The organism is Micromonospora sp. NPDC051196 (assembly GCF_040682415.1).
Classification (GTDB): domain Bacteria; phylum Actinomycetota; class Actinomycetes; order Mycobacteriales; family Micromonosporaceae; genus Micromonospora.
Genome location: NZ_JBFBAY010000013.1, coordinates 1 through 26564 on the forward strand (window position 1 = coordinate 1; position 26564 = coordinate 26564).

Here is a 26564-nt window from a genome sequence, read left to right on the forward strand (position 1 = left end):
GGAAGCTAAGCCCTCCAGCGCCGATGGTACTGCACTCGGGAGGGTGTGGGAGAGTAGGACACCGCCGGACATCTTCTAGATTCGAGGGCCACCCCGCATGGGGTGGCCCTCGAATCATTTCACCCACAAACCGCCACCACGCGATCCACAACCACCCGACCCCGAGCCCGCTGCGGGTCGGGGTCGGTCCGTTGCCCGCACCCGGGTACCAACTGCCGACTGTGAGGGCGCCGACGCTGGCGCCGGCCACAGTGGTGGGCTGGCCTGCGGAAGGCGGCGAGGTCAGCTGCGGACCTGAACAGACTCCCGAATCTGTCGCAGCAGCCCGGCGGCGTCGTCGATCGAGCGGAAGGGGAACATCGCGATGGCCACGCTGCCGTGGTCAGCCCAGCCGCAGACCGCGAAGTCGCCGCCCTCGCCACTGGTGCTGCCGCACTTCATCACGCCGCCGAGTTGGCCCGAAGTCACGTCGCGTAGGCCGGTCACCGCGCCGGTCTCGTCCGACATCAGGCCGAACAGGCTTTCCAGATCTCGCTCCGGCTGCCACAGCAGGGTGGTACCGCCGAAGAAGAGCACCGACCGACGTGCGTCGGCCGGGTCCTGGTAGACAGCGCCGAAACTGGTGTCCAACTCGATGTCGGCTGCGAGGCCGCTGCGCAGGTAGTCGGCGGTGCTGACGGCCCGTTCGCTGTCGTCCCGGGTCAGCCCCGCGACCTGGTTCGGCGTGGCGATCTGGGTGTCCTTCTGCTGGGCGATCCGCCAGCCCCAGGCACCCAGCGTGCCGACCCCGGTCAACGCGAGAACCCCCAGCAGCGCGATCGCGACCCGACGCCGGCGGCCGCGGCCCGCGGTGCGGTCAGGTGCCTCCTGCGAGTCGCGGTTGCTCAGCTCGATCGGCTCGTCGGTCAGGTCGACCGGCGGGGCGCCCTCGCCGAGCTGGCGGGCGGTGAGATGTGCGTCGGACATAGCCGCCACCGTACGCGAAACCACCGGTGGCCCACGTCGGGTCCGCAGAAGCCCTCCGTAGACTTTCTTAGGTGACCGAGAATCTGGATGCCCGACGCCCCGACGCCCCGACCATCGCCGGCCAGTACCAGCCCGGCGAGGTAGAGCAGCGACGGTATGAGCAGTGGGTAGCCGACGGTCGTTTCCGGGCGTCGGCTCACAGCGACAAGCCGCCGTTCACCATCGTCATCCCGCCGCCCAACGTCACCGGCTCGCTGCACATGGGCCACGCGCTCGACCACACCGTGCAGGACGCGTTGGTGCGGCGTAAGCGGATGCAGGGCTTCGAGGCGCTCTGGCTGCCCGGCATGGACCACGCCGGCATCGCCACCCAGAACGTGGTGGAGCGACAACTGGCCGCGCAGGGCCTGTCCCGCCACGACCTCGGCCGGGAGAAGTTCGTCGAGCGGGTGTGGCAGTGGAAGGCAGAGTCCGGCGGCGCCATCCTCGGCCAGATGCGTCGTCTCGGCGACTCGGTCGACTGGGAACGCGAGCGCTTCACCATGGACGAGGGCCTGTCGCGCGCCGTACTGACGATGTTCAAGAAGCTGTACGACGACGGCCTGATCTACCGGGCGAACCGGATCATCAACTGGTGCCCGCGCTGCCTGACCGCCCTGTCGGACATCGAGGTGGAGCACTCCGACGACGACGGTGAGCTGGTCTCGATCCGCTACAGCGACGACGTGGTGGTGGCCACCACCCGGGCCGAGACCATGCTCGGTGACACGGCGGTGGCGGTGCACCCGGACGACGAGCGGTACCGGCACCTGATCGGCACCGAGGTGGAACTGCCGCTGACCGGGCGCCGGATCCCGATCGTCGGTGACGCGCATGTCGATCCGGCCTTCGGCACCGGCATGGTGAAGGTGACCCCGGCGCACGACCCGAACGACTTCGAGATCGGGCAGCGGCACAACCTGCCCGCCCTGACGATCATGGATGAGCGGGGTGTGATCACCGCGCCCGGTCCCTTCGAAGGGCTGGACCGGTTCGAGGCTCGCCCCGCGATCGTCGCCGCACTGCGCGCCGAAGGGCGCATCGTGGCCGAGAAGCGGCCGTACGTGCACGCTGTCGGGCACTGCTCGCGGTGCCGGACCACGGTCGAGCCGCGGCTGTCGTTGCAGTGGTTCGTCAACACCTCCCCGCTGGCCAAGGCAGCCGGCGACGCGGTACGCGACGGCCGGGTCAAGATCGAGCCGGCGGACCTGGCCAAGCGCTACTTCGCCTGGGTCGACAACATGCACGACTGGTGCATCTCCCGGCAGCTGTGGTGGGGTCACCGCATCCCGGTCTGGTACGGCCCGGACGGCGAGGTGGTCTGCGTCGGACCCGACGACCAGCCGCCGACCGGCGAAGGCTGGCATCAGGACGAGGACGTGCTGGACACCTGGTTCTCCAGCGGACTGTGGCCGATCTCCACCCTCGGCTGGCCGGAGCAGACCGCCGACCTGGCGAAGTTCTACCCCACCAGCGTGCTGGTCACCGGGTACGACATCCTCTTCTTCTGGGTTGCCCGGATGATGATGTTCGGCCTGTACGCGATGGACGGCAAGCAGCCGTTCGACGTGATCGCCCTGCACGGCATGGTCCGTGACGAACACGGCAAGAAGATGTCCAAGTCGTTCGGCAACGTGATCGACCCGCTGGACTGGATCGACCGGTACGGGGCCGACGCGACCCGGTTCACCCTGGCTCGGGGCGCCAACCCCGGCGGTGACGTGCCGGTCAGCGAGGAGTGGTGCCAGGGGTCGCGCAACTTCTGCAACAAGCTGTGGAACGCCACCCGCTTCGCGCTGCTCAACGGGGCACACACCGAGGGGCCGCTGCCGGGCGCCGCCGAGCTGTCGACGGTCGACCGGTGGATCCTGTCCCGGTTGGCGCAGGTCACCGCCGAGGTGGACGAGCAGTTCGAGGCGTACGAGTTCGCCAAGGTCTGTGACCTGCTCTACCACTTCGCCTGGGACGACGTCTGCGACTGGTACGTGGAGTTGAGCAAGCCGGTGCTGGCCGCCGGCGGTGTCGCTGCCGACACAAGTCGCCGGGTCCTCGGGCACGTGCTGGACCAGTTGCTGCGGCTGCTGCACCCGGTGATCCCGTTCGTCACCGAGGAACTGTGGACCGCGTTGACCGGTGGTGAGACGGTCGTTACGGCCGCCTGGCCGGTCGCCGACCGGGCCCGGATCGACACCGGCGCCGAGGCGGAGATCGCCACCCTGCAACGGGTGGTCACCGAGGTCCGTCGCTTCCGCTCCGACCAGGGACTCCGGCCGACCCAGCGGGTCGCCGCCCGGCTCGACGGGCTGGCCGGTGCCGGCGTCGCGGCGCACGAGCCGCTGATCCGGTCCCTGGCGCGGCTCGACGTGGCCGGCGACGACTTCCAGGCCAGCGCGAAGCTGGCCATGCCGGGTGAGGTCAGCGTCGCGCTGGACACCCGGGGTTCGATCGACGTTGCCGCCGAACGAGCCCGGCTGACCAAGGACCGCGCGGGGGCCGAGAAGGAGGCCGGGCAGGCGCGGGCGAAGCTGGACAATCCGGCGTTCGTCGGCAAGGCCCCGGAGCAGGTGGTCGCCAAGATCCGTGATCGGCTGGCCGCCGCCGAAGCCGACCTGGCCCGTATCGACGCCGCTCTGGAGGCGCTGCCCTCGTGACCGACAGCAACGAACGCGACGACCACAGCGGCGCGGGTCGACCGGCGGACGCCGGCCGGCTCGGCCGTGCCGTGGCCGATGACCGCACCAACCCGGATCGCGCCGCCCGGAGCAGGCCCGCCGAGCGGGCCGCCTTCGCCGAGGTCGAGGCCGAACTGGCCGGGCGGGGCTTCACCCGGATGGTCTTCGAACTGGACCGCATCTCGTCCCTGCTCGACCTGCTGGGCAGCCCGCAGCGGGCGTACCCGTCGATCCACCTGACCGGCACCAACGGCAAGACCTCCACGGCTCGCATGATCGACTCGCTGTTGCGGGCGTTCGGGCTGCACACCGGCCGCTACACCAGCCCGCACCTGGAGACCGTGCGGGAGCGGATCAGCCTGGACGGTGAGCCGGTGGACGAGGCCCGCTTCACCGCCGTGTACCAGGAGGTCAAGCCGCTGGCCGAGCTGGTCGACGACCGCTCGGCCGAGCCGCTGACCTACTTCGACATGACCACCGCGTTGGCGTTCGCCACGTTCGCCGACGCACCGGTCGACGTGGCCGTGGTCGAGGTGGGGCTGGGCGGGGCCGAGGACGCCACCAACGTGATCCAGGCCGGGGTGTGCGTACTGACCCCGATCGGGCTGGACCACACCGAGTGGCTCGGTGACACCTTGCAGGACATCGCGGTCGCGAAGGCCGGCATCATCCACCCGGGCGCGACGGTCATCGCCGCCGCTCAGGAGGAGGAGGCCGCCCGGCCGATCCTGCAACGCTGCGCCGAGGTCGGCGCCACCATCGCCCGCGAGGGCTCGGAGTTCGGCGTACTGCGTCGGGCGGTGGCGGTCGGCGGGCAGGTGCTCACGTTGCAGGGCCTCGGCGGGGTGTACGAGGAGGTGTTCGTCCCGCTGCACGGCGCCCACCAGGCGCAGAACGCGGCGGTGGCGCTCGCCGCAGTCGAGGCGTTCCTCGGCGCCGGAGCCCGGCGGCAGCTTGACCTGGAGACGGTGCGGGAGGGCTTCGCCACGGCCAGTTCCCCGGGTCGGCTGGAGCGGGTACGCACCGCCCCGACGATCCTGCTCGACGGCGCGCACAACCCGCAGGGCATGGCGGCCACGGTCACCGCCCTTCAGGAGGAGTTCGCCTTCAGCAAGCTGGTCGCCGTGGTGGGCACCCTGGCCGACAAGGACGCGGCCAGCATGTTGGAGCTGTTGGAGCCGGTGGTCGACCAGGTGGTGGTGACCCGCAACAGCTCGCCACGGGCGCTGCCCGCCAAGGAGTTGGCGGCGCTCGCGGCCGAGGTGTTCGGCCCTGACCGGGTCGAGGTGGCCGAGGAGATGCCGGACGCGATCGAGGCGGCGGTGGCGCTGGCCGAGGAGGACGTCCCCGGTGAGCTGACCGGGGTCGGCGTGATCGTCACCGGTTCCGTGGTGACCGTGGCTGACGCGCGCCGGTTGTTGAAGCGATGACAGCGCCGGACGGCCCGCAGCAGCGCCGGTCGGGGCTGCGTGACCCGCAGCGGGCGGTACGCGGCCTCGGCGCCGGCACCCTCGCCCTGGAGGCGCTGGTGCTGCTGCTGGCCATCCAACCGATCCGGCTGGTCGGCGGTGACCTGGGCAGCGCCGCGATCGGAGCGGTGGTGGCGCTGGCCGTGGCCGCCGCCGTGCTGGCCGGCCTGATGCGCCGGCCGTGGGCGTGGAACGCCGGCACCGTGTTGCAGGGGCTGCTGTTGCTGTCCGGGCTGCTGCACTGGTCGCTGTTGGTGCTGGGGGTGATGTTCGCGCTGGTGTGGGCGTACGCCTGGCACGTCCGCCGGGTGATTCTCGGCTGAACCGGTGCGGCTCACGCCTCGGCGCGCTCGCGCCACTGGGTGAGCGCGATCCCGTGGCCGTCCGGGTCACGGAAGGCCGCCGCCCACACCTCCAACCGGTTACCCCGGTTGACGACCCGTGGGGCGTAGGTGAACCGGACACCGGAGTCGCGCAGCCGCTCGTACGCCCCCTGGATGTTGTCGACGTCCAGGTTGACGTGCACCAGGCGACGGCTGACCGGCTGGGCGCCGGACACCTCACGCAACACCAGTCGGGTCGCCCCGGAGGCGAGTACGGCGTTGCCGGTGCCCCGGTCGACCTCGGTGAAGCCGAGCCGACCCCGGTAGAACTCCAGGGACCGGGACAGGTCGGTGACCAGCAGCGTGATGCCGACGCCGCTGATGGGTGCGGCCGAGTCCACGGCGTCGGGGTCAACGGCCTCCGGGTCGTACCCGAAGATCGCTTCGTCCAGTTTCCGGGCCTCGTCGGCGTCGTCGTGCGCCCTGCCGTCGGCTGTGGCCGGCTCCGGGTCGCTCACGGTCGTCGGTAGTGGCGCCGGGTCGCTCGCGGTCGTCGCTCGCGGCTCCGGGTCGTCCAACGGGAGATCGATCGGGTCGAGCGGATCCGTCGTCGGTCGGGGCCCCGGGTCGGCCAGCCGTGTCCCGGTCGGTTGGGTGTCGCCGACAGTCTCCGTGGATGCGGTGGCTGCCGCGAACCGTTCCTCGGCCGGCGTGCGAGGTGCCGGTGTCGCCCGGCGGGGCAGTGGGTGGTCGTTCGACTGCTCCACCACCGTCCCCTCCAGCACGACCGGCCCACCCGGACGTTGACGTACCCGTACCGGCTCCCGTGGCTCGGCCGGTTCGGCCGGTTCGCCGCCGGTGGTGGGGCCCGTCAGCGGGTCGCTCAGCGGGAAGTCGTCCTCGGGTGCCCGACCGGCCCACGGTGGGGCCTCCTGGCCGATGAGGACCTCGTCCGGAGGAGCCTGGCTGGCGTATTCGGGCGGCAGGTCGGCGGGCCCGGTCTCGGCGTGGGTGGGTACCTCGTCCCAGAGCACCCGGACGTGTCGCGGGTCGTCCAGCGCCACCCGGATCGGCAGGCTCTGGCCGACCGACGGCCACTTCGAGACCGGCACCCGGGGCTCGATGATCTTCTTCGACCGGGGCGGTAGGCCTGGGGCGTCGATCACCAACTGGAGTTCGCAACGCCCGAAGGCGTACTGGGTGGGTGGCTCCGATGCGCTGTGCACGTGCCCGGCGCCCATGACCCAGGTGCGCCCGCCGGCGCGTACGGTGGCCAGCGCGATCGCCAGCGCCAGTACGGCGACGCCCAGCGCCACGATGGCCCAGCTGGTCATGCCGAGGCCGAAAACGATGACGAAGGTGGCCACGGTGCCGAGCACCGCAGCGACCAACTTGCGTACCGGTGCGATGGGTCGGTTCCCGCCGTTCGCCACAGTGGACCTCCCGGGTGGTCAGGGCCAGGCTAGGCCGGATCGGGGGTCGGGGGAAGCACCGACCACCGCGCCGGCGCCGGGACCGGGTCGCTAGGCTGACCGTACCCAGCCCGACCGGTTTCCGCTCTGAGGAGGAACCCAGCGTGTCCAGCAGCAGCCCGGACGAGCGTACGCTCGTACTGATCAAGCCCGATGCGGTCCGCCGTGGATTGGTCGGCGAGATCGTCTCCCGCTTCGAGCGCAAGGGGCTGCGGATCGACGCCATGGTGTCCCGGACGATGGACGCCGCGCTGGCCGACGAGCACTACGCCGAGCACGTGGACAAGCCGTTCTACCCGCCGCTGAAGGACTTCATGACCGGTGGTCCGCTGGTCGCCCTGGTGCTCTCCGGCGACCAGGTCATCGACGTGGTGCGCGGCCTGATCGGTGCCACCGACGGGCGTAAGGCCGCAGCCGGCACCATCCGGGGTGACCTCTCGTTGTCCAACCGGGAGAACCTGGTGCACGCCTCCGACTCGGCCGACAGCGCCAAGCGCGAGATCGCGCTCTGGTTCCCCGAGCTGGGCTGACCGCACTTCGCCGGCGCCCCGGATCTGCTCAGACCGCCCAGGCCAGCTTGTCCGGGTTCGCCACCAGGAAGATGTCGGTGATCCGGCCGTCGGCGGTGCCGAGGGTGACCGCGTACGCGTCGCCCGCCGTGCTGACCACCACGGCGGCCGGCTGGCCGTTGAGTTCGATCCGGCGTACGGTCGCCAGCCAGCCCTTCTCGCGGATCCCCAGCAGGAACCGGACGACCCGGTCGGCGCCGGTCACCGGGTTGCGGGCGGCCCGTACCCGGCCGCCGCCGTCGCTCCACGCGGTCGCGTCCGTGGCGACCAGGTCGGTCAGCCTCGCCAGGTCGCCCTCGTCGGCGGCGGCGATGAACGCCTCCAGCAGCCGCTCCTGCTCCGCCCGGTCGACGGTGAACCGCCGCCGGTCGCGGCCGATCCGCACCCTCGCCCGGTGGTGCAGCTGCCGGCAGTCCTCGGCGGAGCGGTCCAGCAACTTGGCGATCTCGGCGTACGGCAGCTCGAAGGCGGTGTGCAGCACGTAGACCGCGCGCTCCGGCGGGGTGAGGCGTTCCAGCAGATGCAGCAGGGCGGTGGAGAGCGAATCGCGCAACTCGGCGCGTTCCAGCGGACCGAACGGCGACGGTGCGGTCGGCACCGGCTCCGGCAGCCACGACCCGACGTACGTCTCCCGGGCCGCCTGTCGGGCCCGGAGCCGGTCCATGGCCAGGTGCGTCACCACCCGGGACAGGTAGCGGCGGGGCTCGCCGACGCCGGCGCGGTTGACGCGGACCCAGCGCAGGTACGCCTCCTGGAGGACGTCCTCGGCGTCGTGCCGGCTGCCCAGCAGACGGTAGGCCAGACCGAGCAGCATCGGCCGGTGTGCGTCGAGCGCACCGGCCGCCTCCGCCGCGTCGACCGGGCTCAGACCTCCGCCGGCAGTTCGTTGCGGAAGGTCACCGCGATCCGGTTCCACACGTTGATTGTGGCAATTGCCAGGACCAGGTCGGCGAGGGCCTTCTCCGGCCAGACCTTCGCGGCGGCATCCCAGACGTCGTCGGGTACGCCGTGCTCGCCGAGCCGGGTGACCGCGTCGGTGAGCGCCAGCGCGGCCCGCTCCCGCTCGTCGAAGAAGGGTGCCTCGCGCCAGGCCGCCACCGCGAACAGCCGTCGGGTCGACTCACCGGCGTCAGCCGCCTCCCGGCTGTGCATGTCGACGCAGTACGCGCAGCCGTTCACCATCGACGCGCGCAGTTTCACCAGCTCCAGCACGGTGTGGTCCACGTTGGCCCGGACGTACTTCTCCAGCCCCAGGACACTCTGAAACGCCCCCGGTGCCACCTCAGCAATATTCATCCGCTGCATGCCGACTCCCCATCCGAGCAGATCTGACACCCCCACGACGCCCCCACCCACCCCCCACGTGACACCCACCCCCACCCCGTGACCCACCCCACACCCACCCACTCGCCCCGCCCCCCACCCACCCCACCCCGCCTCCACCCCACCCCACCCCCGCCCCGCCCCCACCCCACCCCGCCCGTCGATCTTGCAGTTTGTGTCGGGGCATATCGGGCTTAAGGCGCGTAGGGGCGACCGGAAGTGCAAGATCGCGGGGGTGGGGGTTATTGGGGGCGGGGTGGGTGGGTGGGGTGGGTAGGATGGGGGGAGTGGCGATGATCCGGCTATCACCGGGGAGCTTTCGGAAGAACGGCTGGGTGACCGGCTCAGTAGAACCGGACGGGGACCGGCCCGTTACAGCCGGCCAACGAGCGGGCGGTTGATCATTGACCGTCAAGCGGGGTGGTACCGCGGGCCTGGCCCCGGGCGCCGGTGTCGGCGTACCGGTTCGGGCTCGTCCTCGCAGACCCACACGACAGTGAGCGTCAGCGAGGAGAGCGACCCCCGATGGCCTATCCGTTGCACGAGCCGACCGCCGCCGGTGTCCCGGCGAGCCCGGACCTGCCCGCGGTCGAGCGCCGGGTCCTGGAGCACTGGACGGCCGACAAGACCTTCGAGGCGTCCGTCGAGGCCCGTGATCCGGGCGAGAACGGCGGCAACGAGTACGTCTTCTACGACGGGCCGCCGTTCGCCAACGGGCTGCCGCACTACGGGCACCTGTTCACCGGGTACGTCAAGGACGTGGTGCCGCGCTACCAGAGCATGCGGGGTCGGCGGGTGGAGCGGCGCTTCGGCTGGGACTGCCACGGCCTGCCCGCCGAGGTGGTGGCGGAGAAGCAGCTCGGCATCACCAGCAAGGCGGAGATCCTCGACCTGGGCGTAGCCCGGTTCAACGAGGCGTGCCGCACCTCGGTGCTGGAGTTCACCCACGACTGGGAGCGGTACGTCACCCGGCAGGCCCGCTGGGTCGACTTCGCCAACGACTACAAGACCCTCGACCTGGACTACATGGAAAGCGTCATGTGGGCCTTCAAGACCCTGCACGACAAGGGTCTGGTCTACGAGGGCTTCCGGGTGCTGGCGTACTGCTGGCGGTGTGAGACGCCGCTGTCGAACACCGAGACCCGGATGGACGACGTCTACCGGGACCGGCACGACCCGACGCTGACGGTGTGGTTCGAGTTGACCGCCGACGAGTCCGCGCCGGAACTGGTCCGTGGGCCGGTGCGGCTGGGGGTGTGGACCACCACGCCGTGGACCCTCCCGTCGAACCTGGCACTGGCCGTCGGCCCGGACATCGAGTACGCGGTGCTGGAACGCGACGGCGAGCGCTACGTGGTGGGCGCCGGACGGGTGGCCGCGTACGCCAAGGAACTTGAGGGGTACGAACAGCTCGGCACCGTGCGCGGGGCGGATCTGGTGGGACGGCGGTACACCCCGCTGTTCGACTTCCTGGTCGAGCAGGCCGGCGAGAACGCGTACCAGGTGCTCGGCGCGGAGTTCGTGACCACCGAGGACGGCACCGGGATCGTGCACCTGGCCCCGGCCTTCGGTGAGGATGACCAGAACGTCTGCAATGCGGCCGGCATCCCGACCATCGTCACCGTGGACGACCACACCCGGTTCACCGCGCTGGTCCCGCCCTACCAGGGCGAGCAGGTCTTCGACGTCAACAAGCCGGTGATCCGGGAGCTGAAGGACCGGGGGGTGGTGCTCAAGCAGGACACCTACACCCACTCGTACCCGCACTGCTGGCGCTGCGACACCCCGCTGGTCTACAAGGCGGTGTCCTCGTGGTTCGTCGCGGTGACGAAGTTCAAGGACCGGATGGTCGAGCTGAACCAGCAGATCAACTGGACGCCGGGGCACATCAAGGACGGCTCGTTCGGCAAGTGGCTGGCCAACGCCCGGGACTGGTCGATCAGCCGGAACCGGTTCTGGGGCTCGCCGATCCCGGTGTGGCGCTCGGACGACCCGAACTATCCCCGCATCGACGTGTACGGCTCGCTCGCCGAGATCGAGCGGGACTTCGGCGTACGCCTGACCGACCTGCACCGACCGGCGGTGGACGAGCTGGTCCGCCCCAACCCGGACGACCCGACCGGCAAGTCGATGATGCGTCGGGTGCCGGAGGTGCTCGACTGCTGGTTCGAGTCCGGTTCGATGCCGTTCGCCCAGGTGCACTACCCGTTCGAGAACCGCGACTGGTTCGAGCACCACTACCCGGGCGACTTCATCGTCGAGTACATCGGGCAGACCCGTGGCTGGTTCTACACCATGCACGTGCTGGCCACCGCGCTGTTCGACAGGCCGGCGTTCCGCAACTGTCTCAGCCACGGCATCCTGCTCGGCTCGGACGGGCGCAAGATGTCCAAGAGCCTGCGCAACTACCCGGACGTGTACCACGTCTTCGACTCGTACGGCTCCGACGCGATGCGCTGGATGCTGATGTCCTCGCCGGTGCTGCGCGGCGGGGACATGCCGGTCACCGAGTCGGGCATCCGGGACGCCGTCCGGCAGGTGCTGCTGCCGCTGTGGAACGTCTGGTACTTCTTCTCGCTCTACGCCAACGCCGACTCCTACACCGCCCGGCGTCGGACGGACAGCACGCACCTGCTCGACCGGTACGTGCTGGCCAAGACGAACGAGCTGGTGGCGACGGTCGGCGCGCAGATGGACGCGTACGACATCTCCGGCGCCTGCGCCACCGTGCGGTCCTACCTGGACGCGCTGACCAACTGGTACGTGCGCCGCTCGCGGGACCGGTTCTGGGCCGGCGACGCCGACGCGTTCGACACGCTGTCGACGGTGCTGGAGACGCTGTGCCGGGTGGTGGCGCCGCTGGCGCCGCTGACCGCCGAGGAGATCTGGCGGGGGTTGACCGGTGAGCGGTCGGTGCACCTGACCGACTGGCCGGTCGCCGACGAGTTCCCGGCCGACCACGACCTGGTGGCCGCGATGGACAACGTGCGCGCGGTCGCCTCGGCGGCGCTGTCGCTACGCAAGGCCAAGGGTCTGCGGGTGCGGCTGCCGCTGTCGACGCTGACCGTGGCCAGCCCGGTGGCCGAGCAGCTGCGTCCCTTCGCCGACCTCGTCGCCGACGAGGTCAACGTCAAGCAGGTCGTCTTCACCGGCGACGTGTCGGCGTACTGTCAGCAGGTGCTGACCGTGGTGCCCCGGGCGCTCGGGCCACGGGTCGGCAAGCAGGTCCAGCAGGTGATCAAGGCGGTCAAGGTGGGGGAGTGGGAGCTGGTCGACGGATCGCCGGTCGCCGCCGGGGTCACCCTCGCCGAGGGTGAGTACGAGCTGCGCCTGGTCGCGGCCGACGCCGAGCACTCCGCACCGCTGCCCGGTGGCGAGGGAGTGGTGGTGCTGGACACCACGGTCACCCCGGAACTGGCCGCCGAGGGGCTGGCCCGCGACGTGGTCCGGGTGGTGCAGCAGGCCCGCCGCGACGCCGACCTGGACATCTCCGACCGGATCGTGGCGACCGTCGATGCCTCGGCGCAGGTACGCGCGGCGGTGTCGGCGTACGCCGACTTCGTGGGCCGGGAGGTGCTGGCCGACCGGGTCGACTTCGCCGAGGGGATCGACGGCTTTGCCGGCGAGGTCGGCGAGGGCGAACCCGTGACGGTCGCGGTACGTCGCGCCTGACGTGGAAGCGGGGCTCCTGCCGACCGGCAGGGGCCCCCGTCGACAGCTAGCATGCAGCTGACGGACCCGCCCCGACCTCGCGCATGACGACGTGCGCCGGTCCGCTACGGTGTCAGCGCCCCACTGCGTACATCACCCATCGCCGGAGGACCAGTGCCGCTGCTCTACACCATCGGCAAGTTCACCGTGGCGCCCACGCTGCGGCTGGCGTTCCGACCGACCGTGGAGGGACTGGAGAACGTCCCGGAGACCGGCGGCGCGATCTTCGCCGGCAACCACCTGTCGGTGGCCGACGAGTTGTTCCTCGGCACGGTCGTACCACGGCATCTGGCCTTCTGGGCCAAGTCCGAGTACTTCAAGGGCGTCGGGGTCAAGGGGCGGTTCTCGAAGTTCGTGCTCACCGGGCTCGGCGCGATCCCGGTGGAGCGGGCCGGTGGGCGGGCCGCACTGTCCGCGTTCGACGCGGCCATTCCCGCGCTCAAGGATGGTGACCTGGTGGCCGTCTACCCGGAGGGCACCCGCTCGCCGGACGGACGGCTGTACCGGGGCCGCACCGGAGCGGTCCGCCTCGCCATCGCGGCGGGTGTGCCGATCATCCCGGTCGGCATGATCGGCACGGACAAGGTGCAGCCGATCGGCGCCCGGGTGCCGCGCCCCTTCACCGGGAAGATCACCGTCAAGTTCGGCAAGCCGCTGGACTTCACCGGCCGCCCTGACGACCGGCTCTCGCTGCGGCAGATGACCGACGAGATGATGGCCGAGATCCAGAAGCTCACCGGCCAGGAGTACGTCCCCCGCTACGCCCCGCCCCGCGCCGAACCGAAGTCCACGGGCGACGCGAGCGCGGGCTGACCGATAGCGGTCACGGCGGGTTCGAGGAACGGCGTTTCTCCTGATCGCGTACCGCGTCGATGTCGCCGAGCCGGTTCAGTTGGGCCATCGTGCGGGCCATCCGGGCGTTGGCCGGGATCCGGTCTCGGTTGCGATCGAGGAACGACCAGTAGCCGGCGGTGAACGGGCAGGCGTGCTCACCGAGGCGGACCTTCGGGTCGTACCGGCAGCCGCCGCAGTAGTCGCTCATCCGGTTGATGTACGAGCCGCCGGCCGCGTACGGCTTGGTGCTCATCCGCCCGAGGTCGGCGTACTGGCTCATGCCGACGACGTTGATGGTCATCACCCAGTCGTAGCCGTCGACGAAGCTGCGGTGGAAGAAGTCCACCACCTCGGCCGGTCGCCAGCCGCGCTGCAACGCGTAGTTGCCGAGCACCATGAGCCGGGGGATGTGGTGCACCCAGCCGTGGTCGCGCAGGTCGGCCAGGACATCCGACAGGCAGTGCGCCTGCACCGCGTCGGCGTCCAGGTCGCCGAACCAGGCGGGTATCGACGCGCGGGCGCCCAGCGCATTGCTGCGTTGGTAGCCGGGCTCGAAATACCAGTACAGGTTCCAGACGAAGTCCCGCCAGCCGAGGATCTGCCGGATGAAGCCCTCCACGCTGGGCAGCGGCGCCCCCTGTTTGCGGTACGCCTGCTCCGCGCCGCGGATCGCCGCCAGCGGGTCGAGCAGCCCGAGGTTGAACGAGGAGGAGAGCAGGCTGTGCGCCAGCCACGGGTCGCCGGCGAGCATGGCGTCCTCGTACGGGCCGAAGCGGGGCAGCCGGTGTTTGAGGAAGTGCCGTAGCCGCGACTGGGCCTCCCGGGTGGTGACCGGGAAGCGGCGTGGACCGTCCCGCCCGACGAACCGGATGCCTTCCCGTTCCCAGCGATCCAGGTCGGCTCGTACCTCGGCGTCGATGTCGTCCTCGCGGGGCATCGGCGGGGGCGGTATGTCCAGCCGTTCGACGCCCTTCGGTGGGGGTTGGCGGTTCTCGGTGTCGAAGCTCCAGCGCCCGCCGACCGGTTCGGCACCGTCGACGAGCACCCGATGGTGTTCCCGCGCGAACCGGTAGAAGGTCTCCATCCGCAGCGCGCCCCGCCGACCGTCCGCCCAGTCGGCGAACTCGTCCAGCCCGGTGACGAACCCGCGTGGCGGCAGTACGGTCACCCGGTCCAGGCCACGGACGAAGTCCAGCGCCGCCCGGGAGGTCGGGTGGCAGACCTCCAGCGGTTCGCGTACCCGGCGTAGCGCCTGCCGGTAGGTCTCGGCGCGCAGGAAGATCGCCTGGTCGCCGAGTTCGGCCGCCCGGTGGCGCAGGGCGGAGAGCACCAGGTGCGCCTTCTGCCGGTGGAAGGCCCGGCGACGGAAGACCGCCTTCGACTCGATCAGCAGCACCGGCTGGCGGCGCTCGTCGAGGAAGTGTGGTCCGAGTTGATCGGCGAACAGCCAACGCCGAGGCATGGTGTCGATTGTTCCCCGAACGGGCGTCGCTCGGTGGCCGGGACCGGTTCAGTTCATCCGGTCGAGATGATCTGTTCCCGTAGGGTGCCGAGCAGCCGGGCGCTGTCGTCCACCGAGAGGCCGGTGAACACCGCGCTGGTGATGCTGCCGTGGTCGACCGAGGTGCAGACGACCACCCCGACGCCGTCGGAACGGCCCACCGCGCAGCGCTCGTGCCGCCCCCGGACGCTGCTCTCCACCACCTGGGCCGCGCCGAGGGAGTACTCCTCGGTGAGCCGTTCGATCTCGGCGTCGGCGTCGGCCGACGGGGTGAACCGGAAACCGGTGCCGCCGAAGACCGTCACCTGTTTGCCGACGTTGGTGGTGTAGACCCCGGCGAAGGTGTCGTCGGCGAGCAGGTGCGCCTGGCGCATCTGCGTCTCCAGTTTCCGGGCGGCCTGCGCGCTGCGCGGGTCCTCGCGCAGCCGAAGATCGGCCACCTGCGCCGGCAGGCCGGCGTTCGCCGGGTACTGGCTGAACATCGGCATGCCGTAGTAGGCCGGGCAGCCACAGCAGCAGGCCAGGGTCAGCAGCAGCAGCCAGGGCCAGCGGCGCCTTCTGCGTACCGGGACGTACCCGGCGGGCGGCTGCCAGCCGGGCGGCGGTGCGGCCGGCGGAGCCTTCTTGCTCTTCTTCCGGCCCCGGGGCGATGGTCCGGCGGGTGCCGGCGGCCGGGCCGGAGAGATCGCCGGGGCGGGCGGTGGGGTCTGATGGTGCGGCGGATACCCCGGCGGCGGATACCCCGGCGGCGGGTTCTGTCGCGCCGGCGGCACCGGCGGGGCCTGCGCCGCCGGGGGGAAGGCGGCGGGCGGCGGGTACGCCGGTGACTGCTGGGCTGCCCGTGGTTGGTGAGTCGGGCGTGGCTGGTGGGTCGGGGGTGCGGGCGAGACCGGGGGTGCCGGCGGCCCGGAGTACGGCCGGGTCGGCGGTGCGGTCGGGTACGACATCGTCGGCGGCAGGGCCGGGAAGTCTGCCGAAGGCAGGTTCCAGCCGGTGGTGTCGACCCCCGCCCACGGGTCGACCGGGGTCTGGTGCTCCGGCTGGTGGGCTGCCGCGACCGGCGGCGGTGGGGTCGGCTCGGCCGACTCGCCCCACGCGGGACGGCGCGGCGGTGCCGGCGGTACGGCGGCGGATCCGCTCCAGCGCGGCGACGCGGGTTCCTCGTCGGGCAGCGGCTGCGGCATCACGCGGGTGCCCTGTGGGCCGACCTCGACGGCTGTGGACTGGGCAGCGGACGACCCCTCGTCGCCCGGCTCAGCGGCGTCGGTCTCCGCAGCGGCGCTCTGCCGCGTTGGCTGGTCGTCTGGGCTCTGCCGGTCAGCGGAATCCGGTGGGCCAGCGGGGTCTGGCGTGTCGGCGGGCAGTTCGTGGGTGCCGTCAGGGCCGGTGCGGGCCCCGAGGACCACCGGGGTGGCCTGCTCCTGGGTGACCGCCGGCTCCCCGTCCCGGTGTGCATCCGGCGGGTTCCCGTCGACCGGCCGGTCCGTACCCGGCTGCGGCTCCGGCATCGCGGCAATCTCCTCTCACGCCGACCCGAGGTTAGTACCGCTGTGCCACGTTGGCCGAATCAGGCCGCCTTCTGCGCAGGTGGGGTGGCTGCCCGCGGTGACCGATCGCCCGGCGTGTCGGGGGGACAGGTGTGGCGCGGCCGCCGACGGGCGGGCGCGTACCCTTGGGCATCATGAGCGTCCCGTCCACCACACCGCGTCCCGTCGCGGCCAATTCCGTGTGGCCCCGGCTGGAGCCGCTGCTGCCCCAGGTGACCAAGCCCATCCAGTACGTCGGTGGTGAGCTGGGTGCGGTGGTCAAGGACTGGGACTCCGCGACCGTACGTTGGGCGCTGATGTACCCGGACGCGTACGAGGTCGGCCTGCCCAACCAGGGTGTGCAGATCCTGTACGAGGTGCTCAACGAGCTGCCCGACACGCTCGCCGAGCGGACGTACGCGGTCTGGCCGGACCTGGAGAAGCTGATGCGCGCCCACGGCGTGCCCCAGTTCACCGTCGACGCCCACCGGCCGGTGCGGGACTTCGACCTGTTCGGCGTGTCGTTCGCCACCGAGCTGGGTTACACCAATCTGCTCGCCGCGATCGACCTGGCCGGCATCCCACTGCTCGCGGCCGACCGTACCGAGGCCGACCCGGTGATCGTGGCGGGCGGGCACGCCGCGTTCAACCCGGAGCCGATCGCCGACTTCGTCGACGCCGCGGTGCTCGGCGACGGCGAGGAGGCGGTGCTGGAGATCACCGCCATCGTCCGGGACTGGAAGGCCGAGGGCTGTCCGGGTGGGCGCGACGAGCTGCTGCTGCGGCTGGCGCGTACCGAGAGTGTCTACGTGCCGCGCTTCTACGACGTGGACTACCTGCCCGACGGTCGGATCCAGCGGGTCGTACCGAACCGGGCGGACGTGCCGTTCCGGGTGCACAAGCGTACGACGATGGACCTGGACGCCTGGCCCTACCCGCGCAAGCCGCTGGTCCCGCTGGCCGAGACGGTGCACGAGCGGTACGCCGTGGAGATCTTCCGGGGCTGCACCCGGGGCTGCCGGTTCTGCCAGGCCGGCATGATCACCCGGCCGGTACGCGAGCGGTCCATCACCACCGTGGGGCAGATGGTGCAGCAGGGGCTGGAGTTCTCCGGCTTCCACGAGGTGGGTCTGCTGTCGCTGTCCTCGGCCGACCACTCCGAGATCGGTGACATGTGCTCCGGCCTGGCCGAGCAGTACAAGGGCACCAACGTGTCGCTGTCGTTGCCGTCGACCCGGGTGGACGCGTTCAACATCGAGTTGGCTCAGGAGCTGTCGCGCAACGGGCGGCGCACCGGTCTGACCTTCGCCCCGGAGGGCGGGTCGGAGCGGATCCGTAAGGTCATCAACAAGATGGTCTCCAAGGACGACCTGATCCGTACGGTGGTCACCGCGTACACCAACGGCTGGCGGCAGGTGAAGCTCTACTTCATGTGTGGGCTGCCCACCGAGACCGACTCCGACGTCCTGGAGATCGCCGACATGGCCCACGAGGTCATCCGGGCGGGTCGGGCCGCCACCGGCTCCAAGGACATCCGCTGCACCGTTTCCATCGGCGGGTTCGTGCCGAAGCCGCACACCCCGTTCCAGTGGGCGGCGATGGAGCGCCCGGAGGTCATCGACCACCGGCTCAAGCTGCTCAAGCAGGCGATCAACGCGGACCGCTCGTTGGGTCGGGCGATCGGTTTCCGCTACCACGACGGTGAGCCTTCGCTGATCGAGGGCCTGCTGTCGCGGGGCGACCGCCGGGTCGGCGCGGTGATCCGCAAGGTCTGGGAGAACGGCGGCCGGTTCGACGGCTGGAGCGAACACTTCTCGTACCAGCGTTGGGTGGACGCCGCCGCCGAGGTGCTGCCCGGCTTCGGGGTGGACCTCGACTGGTACACCACCCGCGAGCGTGACGAGCTGGAGGTCCTGCCCTGGGATCACCTGGACTCGGGCCTGGACAAGGACTGGCTCTGGCAGGACTGGCAGGACGCGCTCAGCGAGTACGAACAGGACGACTGCCGGTGGACGCCGTGTTTCGACTGCGGGGTCTGCCCGGCGATGGACACCGAGATCCAGATCGGCCCGACCGGCCGGAAACTGCTCCCGTTGACCCCGGTCAACGGCCTGCGGCTGCCCACCGGCGCCCAGCAGTGACCCGGTCGGTCCGCCAGCGAGGAGCATGAAGATCAGTAAGAGACCACAGCCCGAGGGTGGCCAGGCGCCGGTCGTCCAGCGCGTGCGGATCCGGTACGCCAAGCGGGGCCCGTTGCGGTTCACCTCGCACCGGGATTTCGCCCGGGCGTTCGAGCGGGCGTTGCGCCGGGCCGGCGTGCCGGTGGCGTTCTCGCAGGGCTTCACCCCGCACCCCAAGATCTCGTACGCCAGCGCGGCGCCGACCGGGGTGGCGAGCGAGGCCGAGTACCTGGAGATCGGCCTGCGTGAACCGGTCGACCCGGCCGCGCTGCGCCTAGCGCTGGACGCCGCGCTCTCACCCGGCCTCGACGTGCTCGACGCCGTGGTGGCCACCGGCAGCGGGCTGGCCGACCGGATCGAGGCGTCCCGGTGGCACGTCGAGCTGCCGCAGGTGGATCCCGAAGTGCTAACCAAGGCCGTGGCCGCGTTCAGCGCCGCCGAGCAGGTGCAGGTCGAGCGGATGACCAAGCAGGGACGGCGTACCTTCGACGCGCGTGCCGCGGTCATCGCCATCGATGTGAGCGCCCCGTCGGCGACGCCTTCCGGGGCATCGGACGTACCGTGTGCGATACTCGAACTGGTCGTACGGCAGGTCACCCCGTCCGTACGACCCGATGACGTCCTTTCCGGCCTCCGCGTGGTGGCCGGCCTGGAGCCGCCGGTGGCCCCGAAGGTGATCCGGCTGGCTCAGGGCACGCTGACCGCGCAGGGTGCGATCGTGGATCCGCTGGACGCGGACCGCGACGGGGCAACCATCGGCGGACGCTGACCGACGGTCGGCGCCCAGGCAGGCAGACTTCGCCGGTCGCGCACGCCGTGCGCCCGGGGAAATACCTTTTGCGGCATCCCTGCGTGGCAGCGCTCACCCGCGCCCGGGGAAGCCAGAACTGGAGAACGTCCATGCTCGAGAACGAGCCCGAGGGCGGCGAACAGACCGGTGCGAACCCGGCCGCCGAGCCCACCACCGACGCGGCGAGCGAGGCTGGCGCCGCCGGTACGCCGCAGGACACCACCGGCACGGTGAGTGGTACGGCCGACCTGGCCAGCGCGCCTGCCGGAGAGGCGCCGCCCCGGCGGCGGGCCACCCGGCGGCGAGCCACCCCGGCGGCCAGTCAGCCCGAACAGACCGACGCCCCGGTGGAGGCGCAGGGCGCGCCGGCCGTGGGTAGTGGGGAGGCACCCCAGGCGGAGGTCTTCGCCCCGGTCTCCGGCGACCTCGACGCCGCCCCCAAGACCACACGGCGACGCCGTAAGGCGACCACCGCGCAGAAGAGCACCGAGGAGCCGTTGGCCGCGGCCGAGGTCGAAGCAGCCGCCGGTGACGTCGTACCGCCGGTCAAGGTGACCCGTACCCGGCGCAGGAAGGCCACGCCTGCGGCGGCCGAGCCGACGGTCGAGACCCCGGCGGAGCCGCCGGTTGCCGCCGAGCCGGACAACGCGCCCGGATCTGCCGCCGGGACCGACTTCGGAGCCGCAGCCGCTCCGGCCGAGGGCGTCGCCGCCGCACCGGCCGGCGAACCCACCGAAAGTGTCGAGCCGATCGCGGAGACCCCGACCACGGGCGGCGCCGCAGAACCGGCTCCGGGCGCGGAGCCGGTGCGGGGCGCGGCGCAGACGCCGCCGGTTGTGCCGCCGCCGGTTGCGGAGGCGGCCGTCGAGCCGGAGCCGCGGTCGCGCCGCCGTCGGGCCGCGCTCACCGCGCCGACGGTGCTGTTCATGGCGCCCGAGGAGATCACCGCTGCCCGCGTTGCCGCCGCCGCGTTGGCTGCCGAGGAAGAGGTCGCCGAGGAAGCGGCCGAACCTTCCCGTCGCCGTCGTCGTGGCCGGCGGGAGGCCGAGCCGGTGGTGACGGTCGAGGCCGACGAGGAACCCACTGCGGAGGTCGAGGAGGCCGCCGCGGAGGAGGAGGACGACGAGGAGAGCGCCGCCGGTCGGCGGCGTCGCCGACGTGGTCGCCGGGGCCGGGGACGCGGTAAGGGCGGCGCGGAGGAGGCCGAGGACGGCGAGGACGGCGAGGCCGAGGAGGCCGTCGCGACCGAGGCGGACGAAGCGGAAGAGGCCGAGGCTGAGACGGACGAGGCTGAGGCGGACGAGGACGGCGAGGGCGGCGACGGGTTGACCCGTCGGCGTCGGCGGCGCCGTAGGCGGGGTGCCAGCGACACCGAGGGCGCCGCCGATGACGGCGTGCCTACCGTGGTGAAGATCAGGGAGCCACGTCGTACGGTCGACGAGGTGCAGGGCGTCTCCGGCTCGACCCGGTTGGAGGCCAAGCGGCAGCGCCGCCGGGACGGTCGTGAGCAGCGCCGTACCCGCCCGCCGATCCTCAGCGAATCCGAGTTCCTGGCCCGCCGTGAGGCCGTCGACCGGGTGATGGCGGTACGACAGCGTGGTGACCGCACCCAGATCGCGGTCCTTGAGGACGGCGTGCTGGTCGAGCACTACGTCACCCGCAGTTCCGCCGGCACCATGGCCGGTAACGTCTACCTCGGCAAGGTGCAGAACGTGCTGCCGAGCATGGAGGCGGCGTTCGTCGACATCGGCCGGGGTCGCAACGCGGTGCTGTACGCCGGAGAGGTCAACTGGGACACCACCGGCCTGGAGGGCCGCGCCCGCTCGATCGAGCAGGCGCTCAAGTCCGGCGACTCGGTGCTGGTGCAGGTCACCAAGGACCCGATCGGGCACAAAGGCGCCCGGCTGACCAGTCACATCGCGCTCTCCGGGCGGCACCTGGTCTACGTACCGGGTGGCAACGCCTCCGGGATCAGCCGCAAGCTGCCCGACACCGAGCGCAAGCGCCTGCGCGACGTGCTGAAGAAGCTGGTGCCGGACGGCGCCGGGGTGATCGTCCGGACCGCGGCCGAGGGGGCCAGCGAGGACGAGTTGGCCCGCGACGTCAAGCGGCTCCAGGCGCAGTGGGAGGACATCCAGGCCAAGGCCGCCGAGGGTGGCGCGCCGGTGCTGCTCTACGAGGAGCCGGACCTCGTCATCCGGGTCGTCCGGGACCTGTTCAACGAGGACTTCCGTGAGCTGGTGATCGAGGGCGACCAGTCGTACGACATGGTCGAGTCGTACCTTTCGCACGTCTCACCGGACCTGGTCACCCGGCTGCGTCGGCACGTGGGCACCACGGACGTCTTCGCCGAGTACCGGATCGACGAGCAGATCCTCAAGGGGCTCGATCGCAAGGTCTTCCTGCCCTCCGGTGGCCACCTGGTCATCGACCGGACCGAGGCGATGACCGTGGTCGACGTCAATACCGGTAAGTACACCGGTGCCGGTGGCAACCTGGAGGAGACGGTCACCCGCAACAACCTGGAGGCGGCCGAGGAGATCGTCCGCCAGCTGCGGCTGCGCGACATCGGCGGCATCGTGGTGATCGACTTCATCGACATGGTGCTGGAGTCGAACCGGGAACTGGTGCTGCGCCGGCTGACCGAGTGTCTGGGCCGGGACCGTACCAAGCATCAGGTCACCGAGATCACCTCGCTGGGCCTGGTGCAGATGACCCGTAAGCGGATCGGCGCGGGCCTGCTGGAGGCGTTCAGCGAGACCTGTGAGTGCTGCAAGGGCCGAGGCCTGGTCATCCACACCGAGCCGGTGCCGGAGAAGCCCCGCTCCGGCGGCGGGGAGAAGGTCAAGGCGGTCGCCTCGGCTGCTGCCCCGACGACGGAGCAGCCGACCGCTTCGTCGTCCCGGCGCCGGGCTCGCAAGAGCGCTGCGGCCGAGCGGACCGTGGTGGAGGTCACCGAGGCCGACAGCACGAGCAGCGTGGACGCCGGCTACCACGACACCATGGGCTACGACCTGTCGCGCTACGAGACGGAGACCCCGGCCGCGCCGGACGTCGCCGACAGCCAGCAGGGTGAGTCCGCCCGGTTGGCCGCGCCGGACGACCCGGACGCGCTCGCTGAGGACGACGAGGACGAGGGCGGCTCCGGGCGCCGTCGCTCCCGCCGGACTGGCGCTCGGCGCCGTACCCGGCCCTGACCTGACCGGACGCCGCAGCCCCTCCCCGGCGGGAGGGGCTGCGGCGCGTCGGTGCCTGGGCCCGCTTGGTCCCGAGACGACCCGTTGCTCGCGGTTGGGCGGGGGCGGTTTGGGGCGCGAGGCAGGCATGGCGTACGCTTGCCTGCGGCGCACCTTTGTGTGCCGAGTTCCCGCGTGCCCGCGCCGCCGTGCCTCTGCTACCCGGCGAGCCGCCGAGGGGACGACCGACCGGCAACGGTGGGAAAGACGCTAGCAGCCTCAACGACAGGGAGTGCGCCTCCGATGTACGCGATCGTCAAGACCGGCGGCAAGCAGTACAAGGTCGCCGAAGGCGACGTGATCGAGGTCGAGAAGCTCGTCGGTGCCCCCGGCGACGCGGTGAAGCTCGCCGCGGTGCTCCTCGTCGACGGTGACGACCTGGTGACCGACGCGGCGAAGCTCGCTCAGGTCGAGGTGTCCGGCGAGATCGCCGCGCACACCAAGGGCCCGAAGATTCGGATCCACAAGTTCAAGAACAAGACCGGCTACCACAAGCGCCAGGGTCACCGCCAGCCGCTGACCCAGGTCAAGGTGACCGGCATCTCCAGCGGGAAGTAGGTCGTCTCAAGATGGCTCACAAAAAGGGTGCATCCAGCTCGCGTAACGGCCGGGACTCCGCGGCCCAGCGGCTCGGCGTGAAGCGCTTCGGTGGTCAGGTCGTCAGCGCGGGCGAGATCATCGTCCGGCAGCGCGGCACCAAGTTCCACCCCGGTGACCTGGTCGGCCGCGGCAGCGACGACACGCTCTTCGCGCTGGCCCAAGGTGCGGTCCAGTTCGGCACCAAGCGCGGTCGTAAGACCGTCAGCATCGTGCCGCAGCAGTAGCTCATCGGCAGAAGCGGGCCGTGGACCTGATGTCCCGGCCCGCTTCGCCATTTCAGGTGCGGGGGCGGCCCCCGCTGGAAGGATTGCGGCGTGACTACGTTCGTTGACCGGGTCGTCCTGCACCTGCAGGCCGGCGACGGCGGGCACGGCTGTGTCTCGATCCACCGGGAGAAGTTCAAGCCGTTCGGCGGGCCCGACGGGGGCAACGGCGGGCACGGCGGCAGCGTCTCCCTGGTGGTCGACCCGCAGGTGCACACGCTGCTCGACTTCCACTTCCGCCCGCACGTCAAGGCACAGAACGGTCGCGGTGGCGCCGGCTCCAACCGGGACGGCGCCAACGGCGCGGACCTGGTGCTCACGGTGCCCGACGGGACGGTCGTGCAGACCCTGGACGGCACGGTGCTCGCCGACATGGTGGGTGCCGGCAGCACCTTCGAGGTGGCCCGGGGCGGTCGTGGCGGTCGGGGCAACGCCTCGCTGGCCAACGCCCGCCGGAAGGCGCCCGGCTTCGCCGAACTGGGCGAGCCGGGCGAGCAGTTGGACGTGGTGCTGGAACTCAAGAGCGTCGCCGACGTCGGCCTGGTGGGCTTCCCGTCGGCCGGCAAGTCGTCGTTGATCTCGGTGATCTCCGCGGCCAAGCCGAAGATCGCCGACTATCCGTTCACCACCCTGGTACCCAACCTCGGTGTGGTCCGGGTCGACAACCACACGTTCACCGTGGCCGACGTGCCCGGTCTCATCCCCGGCGCGGCCACCGGCAAGGGCCTGGGTCTGGAGTTCCTCCGGCACATCGAGCGCTGCACCGTGCTGGTGCACGTCATCGACACCGCGACCTTGGAGCCCGGTCGGGATCCGCTGGCCGACATCGACACCATCGAGGCGGAGCTGGAGGCGTACGGCGGGCTGACCGACCGGCCCCGGTTGGTTGCGTTGAACAAGGTCGACGTGCCCGACGGGCGTGACCTGGCCGACATCGTCCGGCCCGACCTGCAGGCGCGCGGCCTGCGGGTCTTCGAGGTGTCCGCGGCCACCCGGGAAGGGCTCAAGGAGTTCACCTACGCCATGGCGGAGTTGGTCGAGCAGGCCCGGGCGGCTGCGCCGCCGGCCGAGCCGACCCGCATCGTGATCCGGCCGAAGGCGGTCGATGATGCCGGCTTCACCATCGAGGCGGAGCAGGACGGCTCGTACACCGTGCGTGGCGTCCGACCCGAGCGGTGGGTGCGCCAGACGAACTTCGACAACGACGAGGCGGTGGGCTACCTCGCCGACCGGCTGGCTCGCCTCGGCGTCGAGGACCAGCTGGCCAAGGCGGGTGCCCAGCCGGGTGACCTGGTCCGCATCGCCGAGCGGGAGTTCGACTGGCAGCCGACCCTCTACGCGGGCGCCGAGTTCGTACCGGGGGCCCGGGGTCGTGACATCCGGCTGGAGGAGAAGTCGACCCGGGCCAGCGCGGCCGAGCGGCTGGCGGCCCGGAAGGCGCGCCGGCAGCGGCCCGCCGACGAGGTGGAGGCGGCACCCGAGGCTGCGGCGACCATCGAGGCGGACGACGTCGAGTAAGCCGACCGGACCTCACCGGGACCTGATGCGTCAGGGGCGGTCGATGGGATCGTCGAGTCGACCGCCGGTGCCGATGTTGTTGGACAGCAACAGGCCCAGGGCCAGCATGCCGAAGCCGAGTCCCAGGTGCAGGAAGTCGTCGGCACCGTTGACCGGGATGAAGTTGGCCGTGCTGTCGTCCTCGGTCGCCCACCCGTACAGCCACAGGGCGAGATAGACCGCACCGCCGGCAGCCAGGAAGATCCGCGCGCCGGCCAGCCGGCGGGCCAGCACCAGACCGATCAGGCCGAAGCCGAGGTGCAGCAGGTTGTGCAGGATCGACACCTGGAACACGCCGAACAACTTCGCCCCGGAGTGGTGTCCGGCGAAGGTCATGTCGCCCCAGCCGGTGGTGATGCCGGGGATGAAGCCAGCTACGCCGAGGATCAGGAAGAGGCCTGCCACGGCCAGGGCGGCGAGTTGGACGCGGCTGCGTCCTGGCCGACCGCGACCTGCCTGATGCGCCATTGATGTCACCCCTGTGGATCTGGATACGCCCGCGGCCGAGGGGCGGCGAGCTGCGCACCGCGCATGGCGATCTCGCTGGCCCGTTGGTCCTCAATTGTCGTAGGGCAGCGGTGGTCGCGCAGCGAAACGACCAATCAGGCAAGGCCGGCAGGGCCACCCGGCCTGACGTCTGACGCCGGGCGGGACCGGTCGTCGGGTCGCGGACGCGGCGGCGTGGGCCAACTGGCCCCTCCCGGGAGCCGACGAACCTGGTTCACTGCGGTCAGCGTCGGCGGTGCCGCCCACCCGGGCGGTGTGCACCGCACCGGCCTGTCCGGCTCCGGCCGGAGAGTCGGCGTGCGGAGTGCGGCAGGTGGCCGGCGGCCACGCGGGGGAGGACACATGCGGGACAACAGGCCGGCACACTGGCGGCGGTTGATGGCCGGGGCACTGCGTGGCGGTGGCGACCCGCCGCTGATCGCGCCGACTCGGCGGGTGGTGCGGGCGGATCGCTGCTACACCGCGCACCTCGGGTTCACCGCCCCCGATCTGGCGGCTGCCCGGGAAACGGCGGTCGGATACGCGGAGGCGCTGAGCGTGTTACGGGTCGAGTTCGCGCTCGGCGCGTCCGCAGTGTCCCCGGCGGGCGACTGGCGGCGGGCCGAGCGGCTGTTCTGCGGGGCGGTCGGCCCCGACGGCGAACGCTGCGTCGACGTCGCCGGTCATCCGGGGTTCCATCACGCGCCAGGGCCCGGCGGGCTGGGCTGGGGCGACGGCGATGTCGTCTGACGGTTCGCCCCGGTCCGGCACGGCGGGGTCGAGCCCGCCGACCGGGGCAACACGGCCCGTCGGTCAGTCGAGGTCGAACTCTCCGTCCTGGGCGCCCGCGACGAAGGCGTCCCATTCGGCCTGGGTGAAAACCAGCACCGGGCCGTCCGGCTCGGCGGAGTTGCGCATGCCGATCAGATCGTCGACGAAGGCGACCTCCACGGCGGCTTCGGAGGTGTCGCCTTCGGCCCGCTGCCAGACCGCGCGAGAGAGATCGAAGTCGCCCTTGGGGTGCGTTGTCATGGTCCAGTCCTCCAA

The 26564-nt window shown here is 71.3% G+C and carries 21 protein-coding genes; 13 read left to right on the top strand and 8 right to left on the bottom strand.

Annotated features, from left to right (window positions below):
* Window positions 1–282: 282 nt before the first annotated feature.
* Window positions 283–966, bottom strand: coding sequence for a hypothetical protein (locus tag AB0M35_RS22565; protein ID WP_363747616.1), 684 nt, complete (start codon window positions 964–966; stop codon window positions 283–285).
* A gap of 71 nt (window positions 967–1037) precedes the next feature.
* Here AB0M35_RS22565 and AB0M35_RS22570 point away from each other — a divergent pair, with 71 nt between their 5' ends.
* The 3 genes from AB0M35_RS22570 to AB0M35_RS22580 all read left to right on the top strand — a co-directional run bounded on the left by AB0M35_RS22570 (window position 1038) and on the right by AB0M35_RS22580 (window position 5469).
* A complete protein-coding gene (locus AB0M35_RS22570) occupies window positions 1038–3656 on the top strand; it encodes a valine--tRNA ligase (protein WP_363747617.1) in 2619 nt (872 codons plus the stop codon).
* A gap of 179 nt (window positions 3657–3835) precedes the next feature.
* Complete coding sequence (locus tag AB0M35_RS22575; RefSeq protein ID WP_363747792.1) at window positions 3836–5107, top strand: folylpolyglutamate synthase/dihydrofolate synthase family protein; 1272 nt, start codon at window positions 3836–3838, stop codon at window positions 5105–5107.
* Window positions 5104–5469 (top strand): DUF4233 domain-containing protein, encoded by a 366-nt coding sequence (locus AB0M35_RS22580; RefSeq protein WP_363747619.1) that lies wholly within the window; start codon window positions 5104–5106, stop codon window positions 5467–5469. The genes AB0M35_RS22575 and AB0M35_RS22580 overlap by 4 nt, the downstream gene beginning before the upstream one ends.
* An 11-nt stretch (window positions 5470–5480) precedes the next feature.
* Here AB0M35_RS22580 and AB0M35_RS22585 read toward each other — a convergent pair whose 3' ends face one another.
* Complete coding sequence (locus tag AB0M35_RS22585) at window positions 5481–6902, bottom strand: VOC family protein (RefSeq protein WP_363747620.1); 1422 nt, start codon at window positions 6900–6902, stop codon at window positions 5481–5483.
* A gap of 143 nt (window positions 6903–7045) precedes the next feature.
* Here AB0M35_RS22585 and ndk point away from each other — a divergent pair, with 143 nt between their 5' ends.
* On the top strand, window positions 7046–7471 hold the full coding sequence (ndk, locus tag AB0M35_RS22590) for a nucleoside-diphosphate kinase (protein ID WP_363747621.1): 426 nt from the start codon (window positions 7046–7048) through the stop codon (window positions 7469–7471).
* Window positions 7472–7499: 28 nt separating this feature from the next.
* Here ndk and sigJ read toward each other — a convergent pair whose 3' ends face one another.
* The gene (gene sigJ, locus AB0M35_RS22595; RefSeq protein ID WP_363747623.1) at window positions 7500–8426 is read right to left on the bottom strand and encodes an RNA polymerase sigma factor SigJ; all 927 of its coding nucleotides are present in this window, start codon (window positions 8424–8426) and stop codon (window positions 7500–7502) included.
* Window positions 8375–8815 carry a carboxymuconolactone decarboxylase family protein gene (locus tag AB0M35_RS22600; protein ID WP_363747624.1) on the bottom strand — a complete coding sequence of 147 codons (441 nt, stop codon included), beginning with the start codon at window positions 8813–8815 and terminating at the stop codon, window positions 8375–8377. Before AB0M35_RS22600 ends, sigJ begins: the two co-directional genes overlap by 52 nt.
* 543 nt (window positions 8816–9358) lie before the next feature.
* Here AB0M35_RS22600 and ileS point away from each other — a divergent pair.
* Together ileS and AB0M35_RS22610 are read left to right on the top strand one after the other, a co-directional pair.
* The gene (gene ileS / locus AB0M35_RS22605) at window positions 9359–12505 is read left to right on the top strand and encodes an isoleucine--tRNA ligase (RefSeq protein WP_363747625.1); all 3147 of its coding nucleotides are present in this window, start codon (window positions 9359–9361) and stop codon (window positions 12503–12505) included.
* Between the two features lie 153 nt (window positions 12506–12658).
* The gene (locus AB0M35_RS22610; protein ID WP_363747626.1) at window positions 12659–13357 is read left to right on the top strand and encodes a lysophospholipid acyltransferase family protein; all 699 of its coding nucleotides are present in this window, start codon (window positions 12659–12661) and stop codon (window positions 13355–13357) included.
* A gap of 10 nt (window positions 13358–13367) precedes the next feature.
* Here AB0M35_RS22610 and AB0M35_RS22615 read toward each other — a convergent pair whose 3' ends face one another.
* Together AB0M35_RS22615 and AB0M35_RS22620 are read right to left on the bottom strand one after the other, a co-directional pair.
* Complete coding sequence (locus AB0M35_RS22615) at window positions 13368–14840, bottom strand: cryptochrome/photolyase family protein (protein ID WP_363747627.1); 1473 nt, start codon at window positions 14838–14840, stop codon at window positions 13368–13370.
* Window positions 14841–14893: 53 nt separating this feature from the next.
* Window positions 14894–16063, bottom strand: coding sequence for a hypothetical protein (locus AB0M35_RS22620; RefSeq protein WP_363747793.1), 1170 nt, complete (start codon window positions 16061–16063; stop codon window positions 14894–14896).
* A gap of 497 nt (window positions 16064–16560) precedes the next feature.
* On the opposite strand from AB0M35_RS22620, the gene AB0M35_RS22625 reads away from it, so the two are divergent.
* The 6 genes from AB0M35_RS22625 (at window position 16561) to obgE (ending at window position 24992) form a co-directional block, all read left to right on the top strand.
* The gene (locus tag AB0M35_RS22625; protein WP_363747629.1) at window positions 16561–18546 is read left to right on the top strand and encodes a TIGR03960 family B12-binding radical SAM protein; all 1986 of its coding nucleotides are present in this window, start codon (window positions 16561–16563) and stop codon (window positions 18544–18546) included.
* 25 nt (window positions 18547–18571) lie between these two features.
* Window positions 18572–19354 carry a TIGR03936 family radical SAM-associated protein gene (locus AB0M35_RS22630; protein ID WP_363747630.1) on the top strand — a complete coding sequence of 261 codons (783 nt, stop codon included), beginning with the start codon at window positions 18572–18574 and terminating at the stop codon, window positions 19352–19354.
* A 131-nt stretch (window positions 19355–19485) separates the two neighbouring features.
* Entirely contained in the window at window positions 19486–22572 is a 3087-nt protein-coding gene (locus tag AB0M35_RS22635) for an Rne/Rng family ribonuclease (protein WP_363747631.1), read from the top strand.
* A 282-nt stretch (window positions 22573–22854) separates the two neighbouring features.
* Complete coding sequence (gene rplU / locus AB0M35_RS22640; protein ID WP_013735422.1) at window positions 22855–23169, top strand: 50S ribosomal protein L21; 315 nt, start codon at window positions 22855–22857, stop codon at window positions 23167–23169.
* A gap of 11 nt (window positions 23170–23180) precedes the next feature.
* The gene (rpmA, locus tag AB0M35_RS22645; RefSeq protein ID WP_363747632.1) at window positions 23181–23435 is read left to right on the top strand and encodes a 50S ribosomal protein L27; all 255 of its coding nucleotides are present in this window, start codon (window positions 23181–23183) and stop codon (window positions 23433–23435) included.
* A 90-nt stretch (window positions 23436–23525) separates the two neighbouring features.
* Complete coding sequence (gene obgE, locus AB0M35_RS22650) at window positions 23526–24992, top strand: GTPase ObgE (RefSeq protein WP_363747633.1); 1467 nt, start codon at window positions 23526–23528, stop codon at window positions 24990–24992.
* Between the two features lie 30 nt (window positions 24993–25022).
* Here obgE and AB0M35_RS22655 read toward each other — a convergent pair whose 3' ends face one another.
* Window positions 25023–25499 (bottom strand): DUF4383 domain-containing protein, encoded by a 477-nt coding sequence (locus AB0M35_RS22655; RefSeq protein WP_363747634.1) that lies wholly within the window; start codon window positions 25497–25499, stop codon window positions 25023–25025.
* A gap of 381 nt (window positions 25500–25880) precedes the next feature.
* On the opposite strand from AB0M35_RS22655, the gene AB0M35_RS22660 reads away from it, so the two are divergent.
* Entirely contained in the window at window positions 25881–26267 is a 387-nt protein-coding gene (locus AB0M35_RS22660; RefSeq protein ID WP_363747635.1) for a hypothetical protein, read from the top strand.
* Window positions 26268–26330: 63 nt separating this feature from the next.
* Here AB0M35_RS22660 and AB0M35_RS22665 read toward each other — a convergent pair whose 3' ends face one another.
* Window positions 26331–26549 (bottom strand): DUF397 domain-containing protein, encoded by a 219-nt coding sequence (locus AB0M35_RS22665; protein ID WP_012014682.1) that lies wholly within the window; start codon window positions 26547–26549, stop codon window positions 26331–26333.
* Between the last annotated feature and the right edge of the window lie 15 nt (window positions 26550–26564).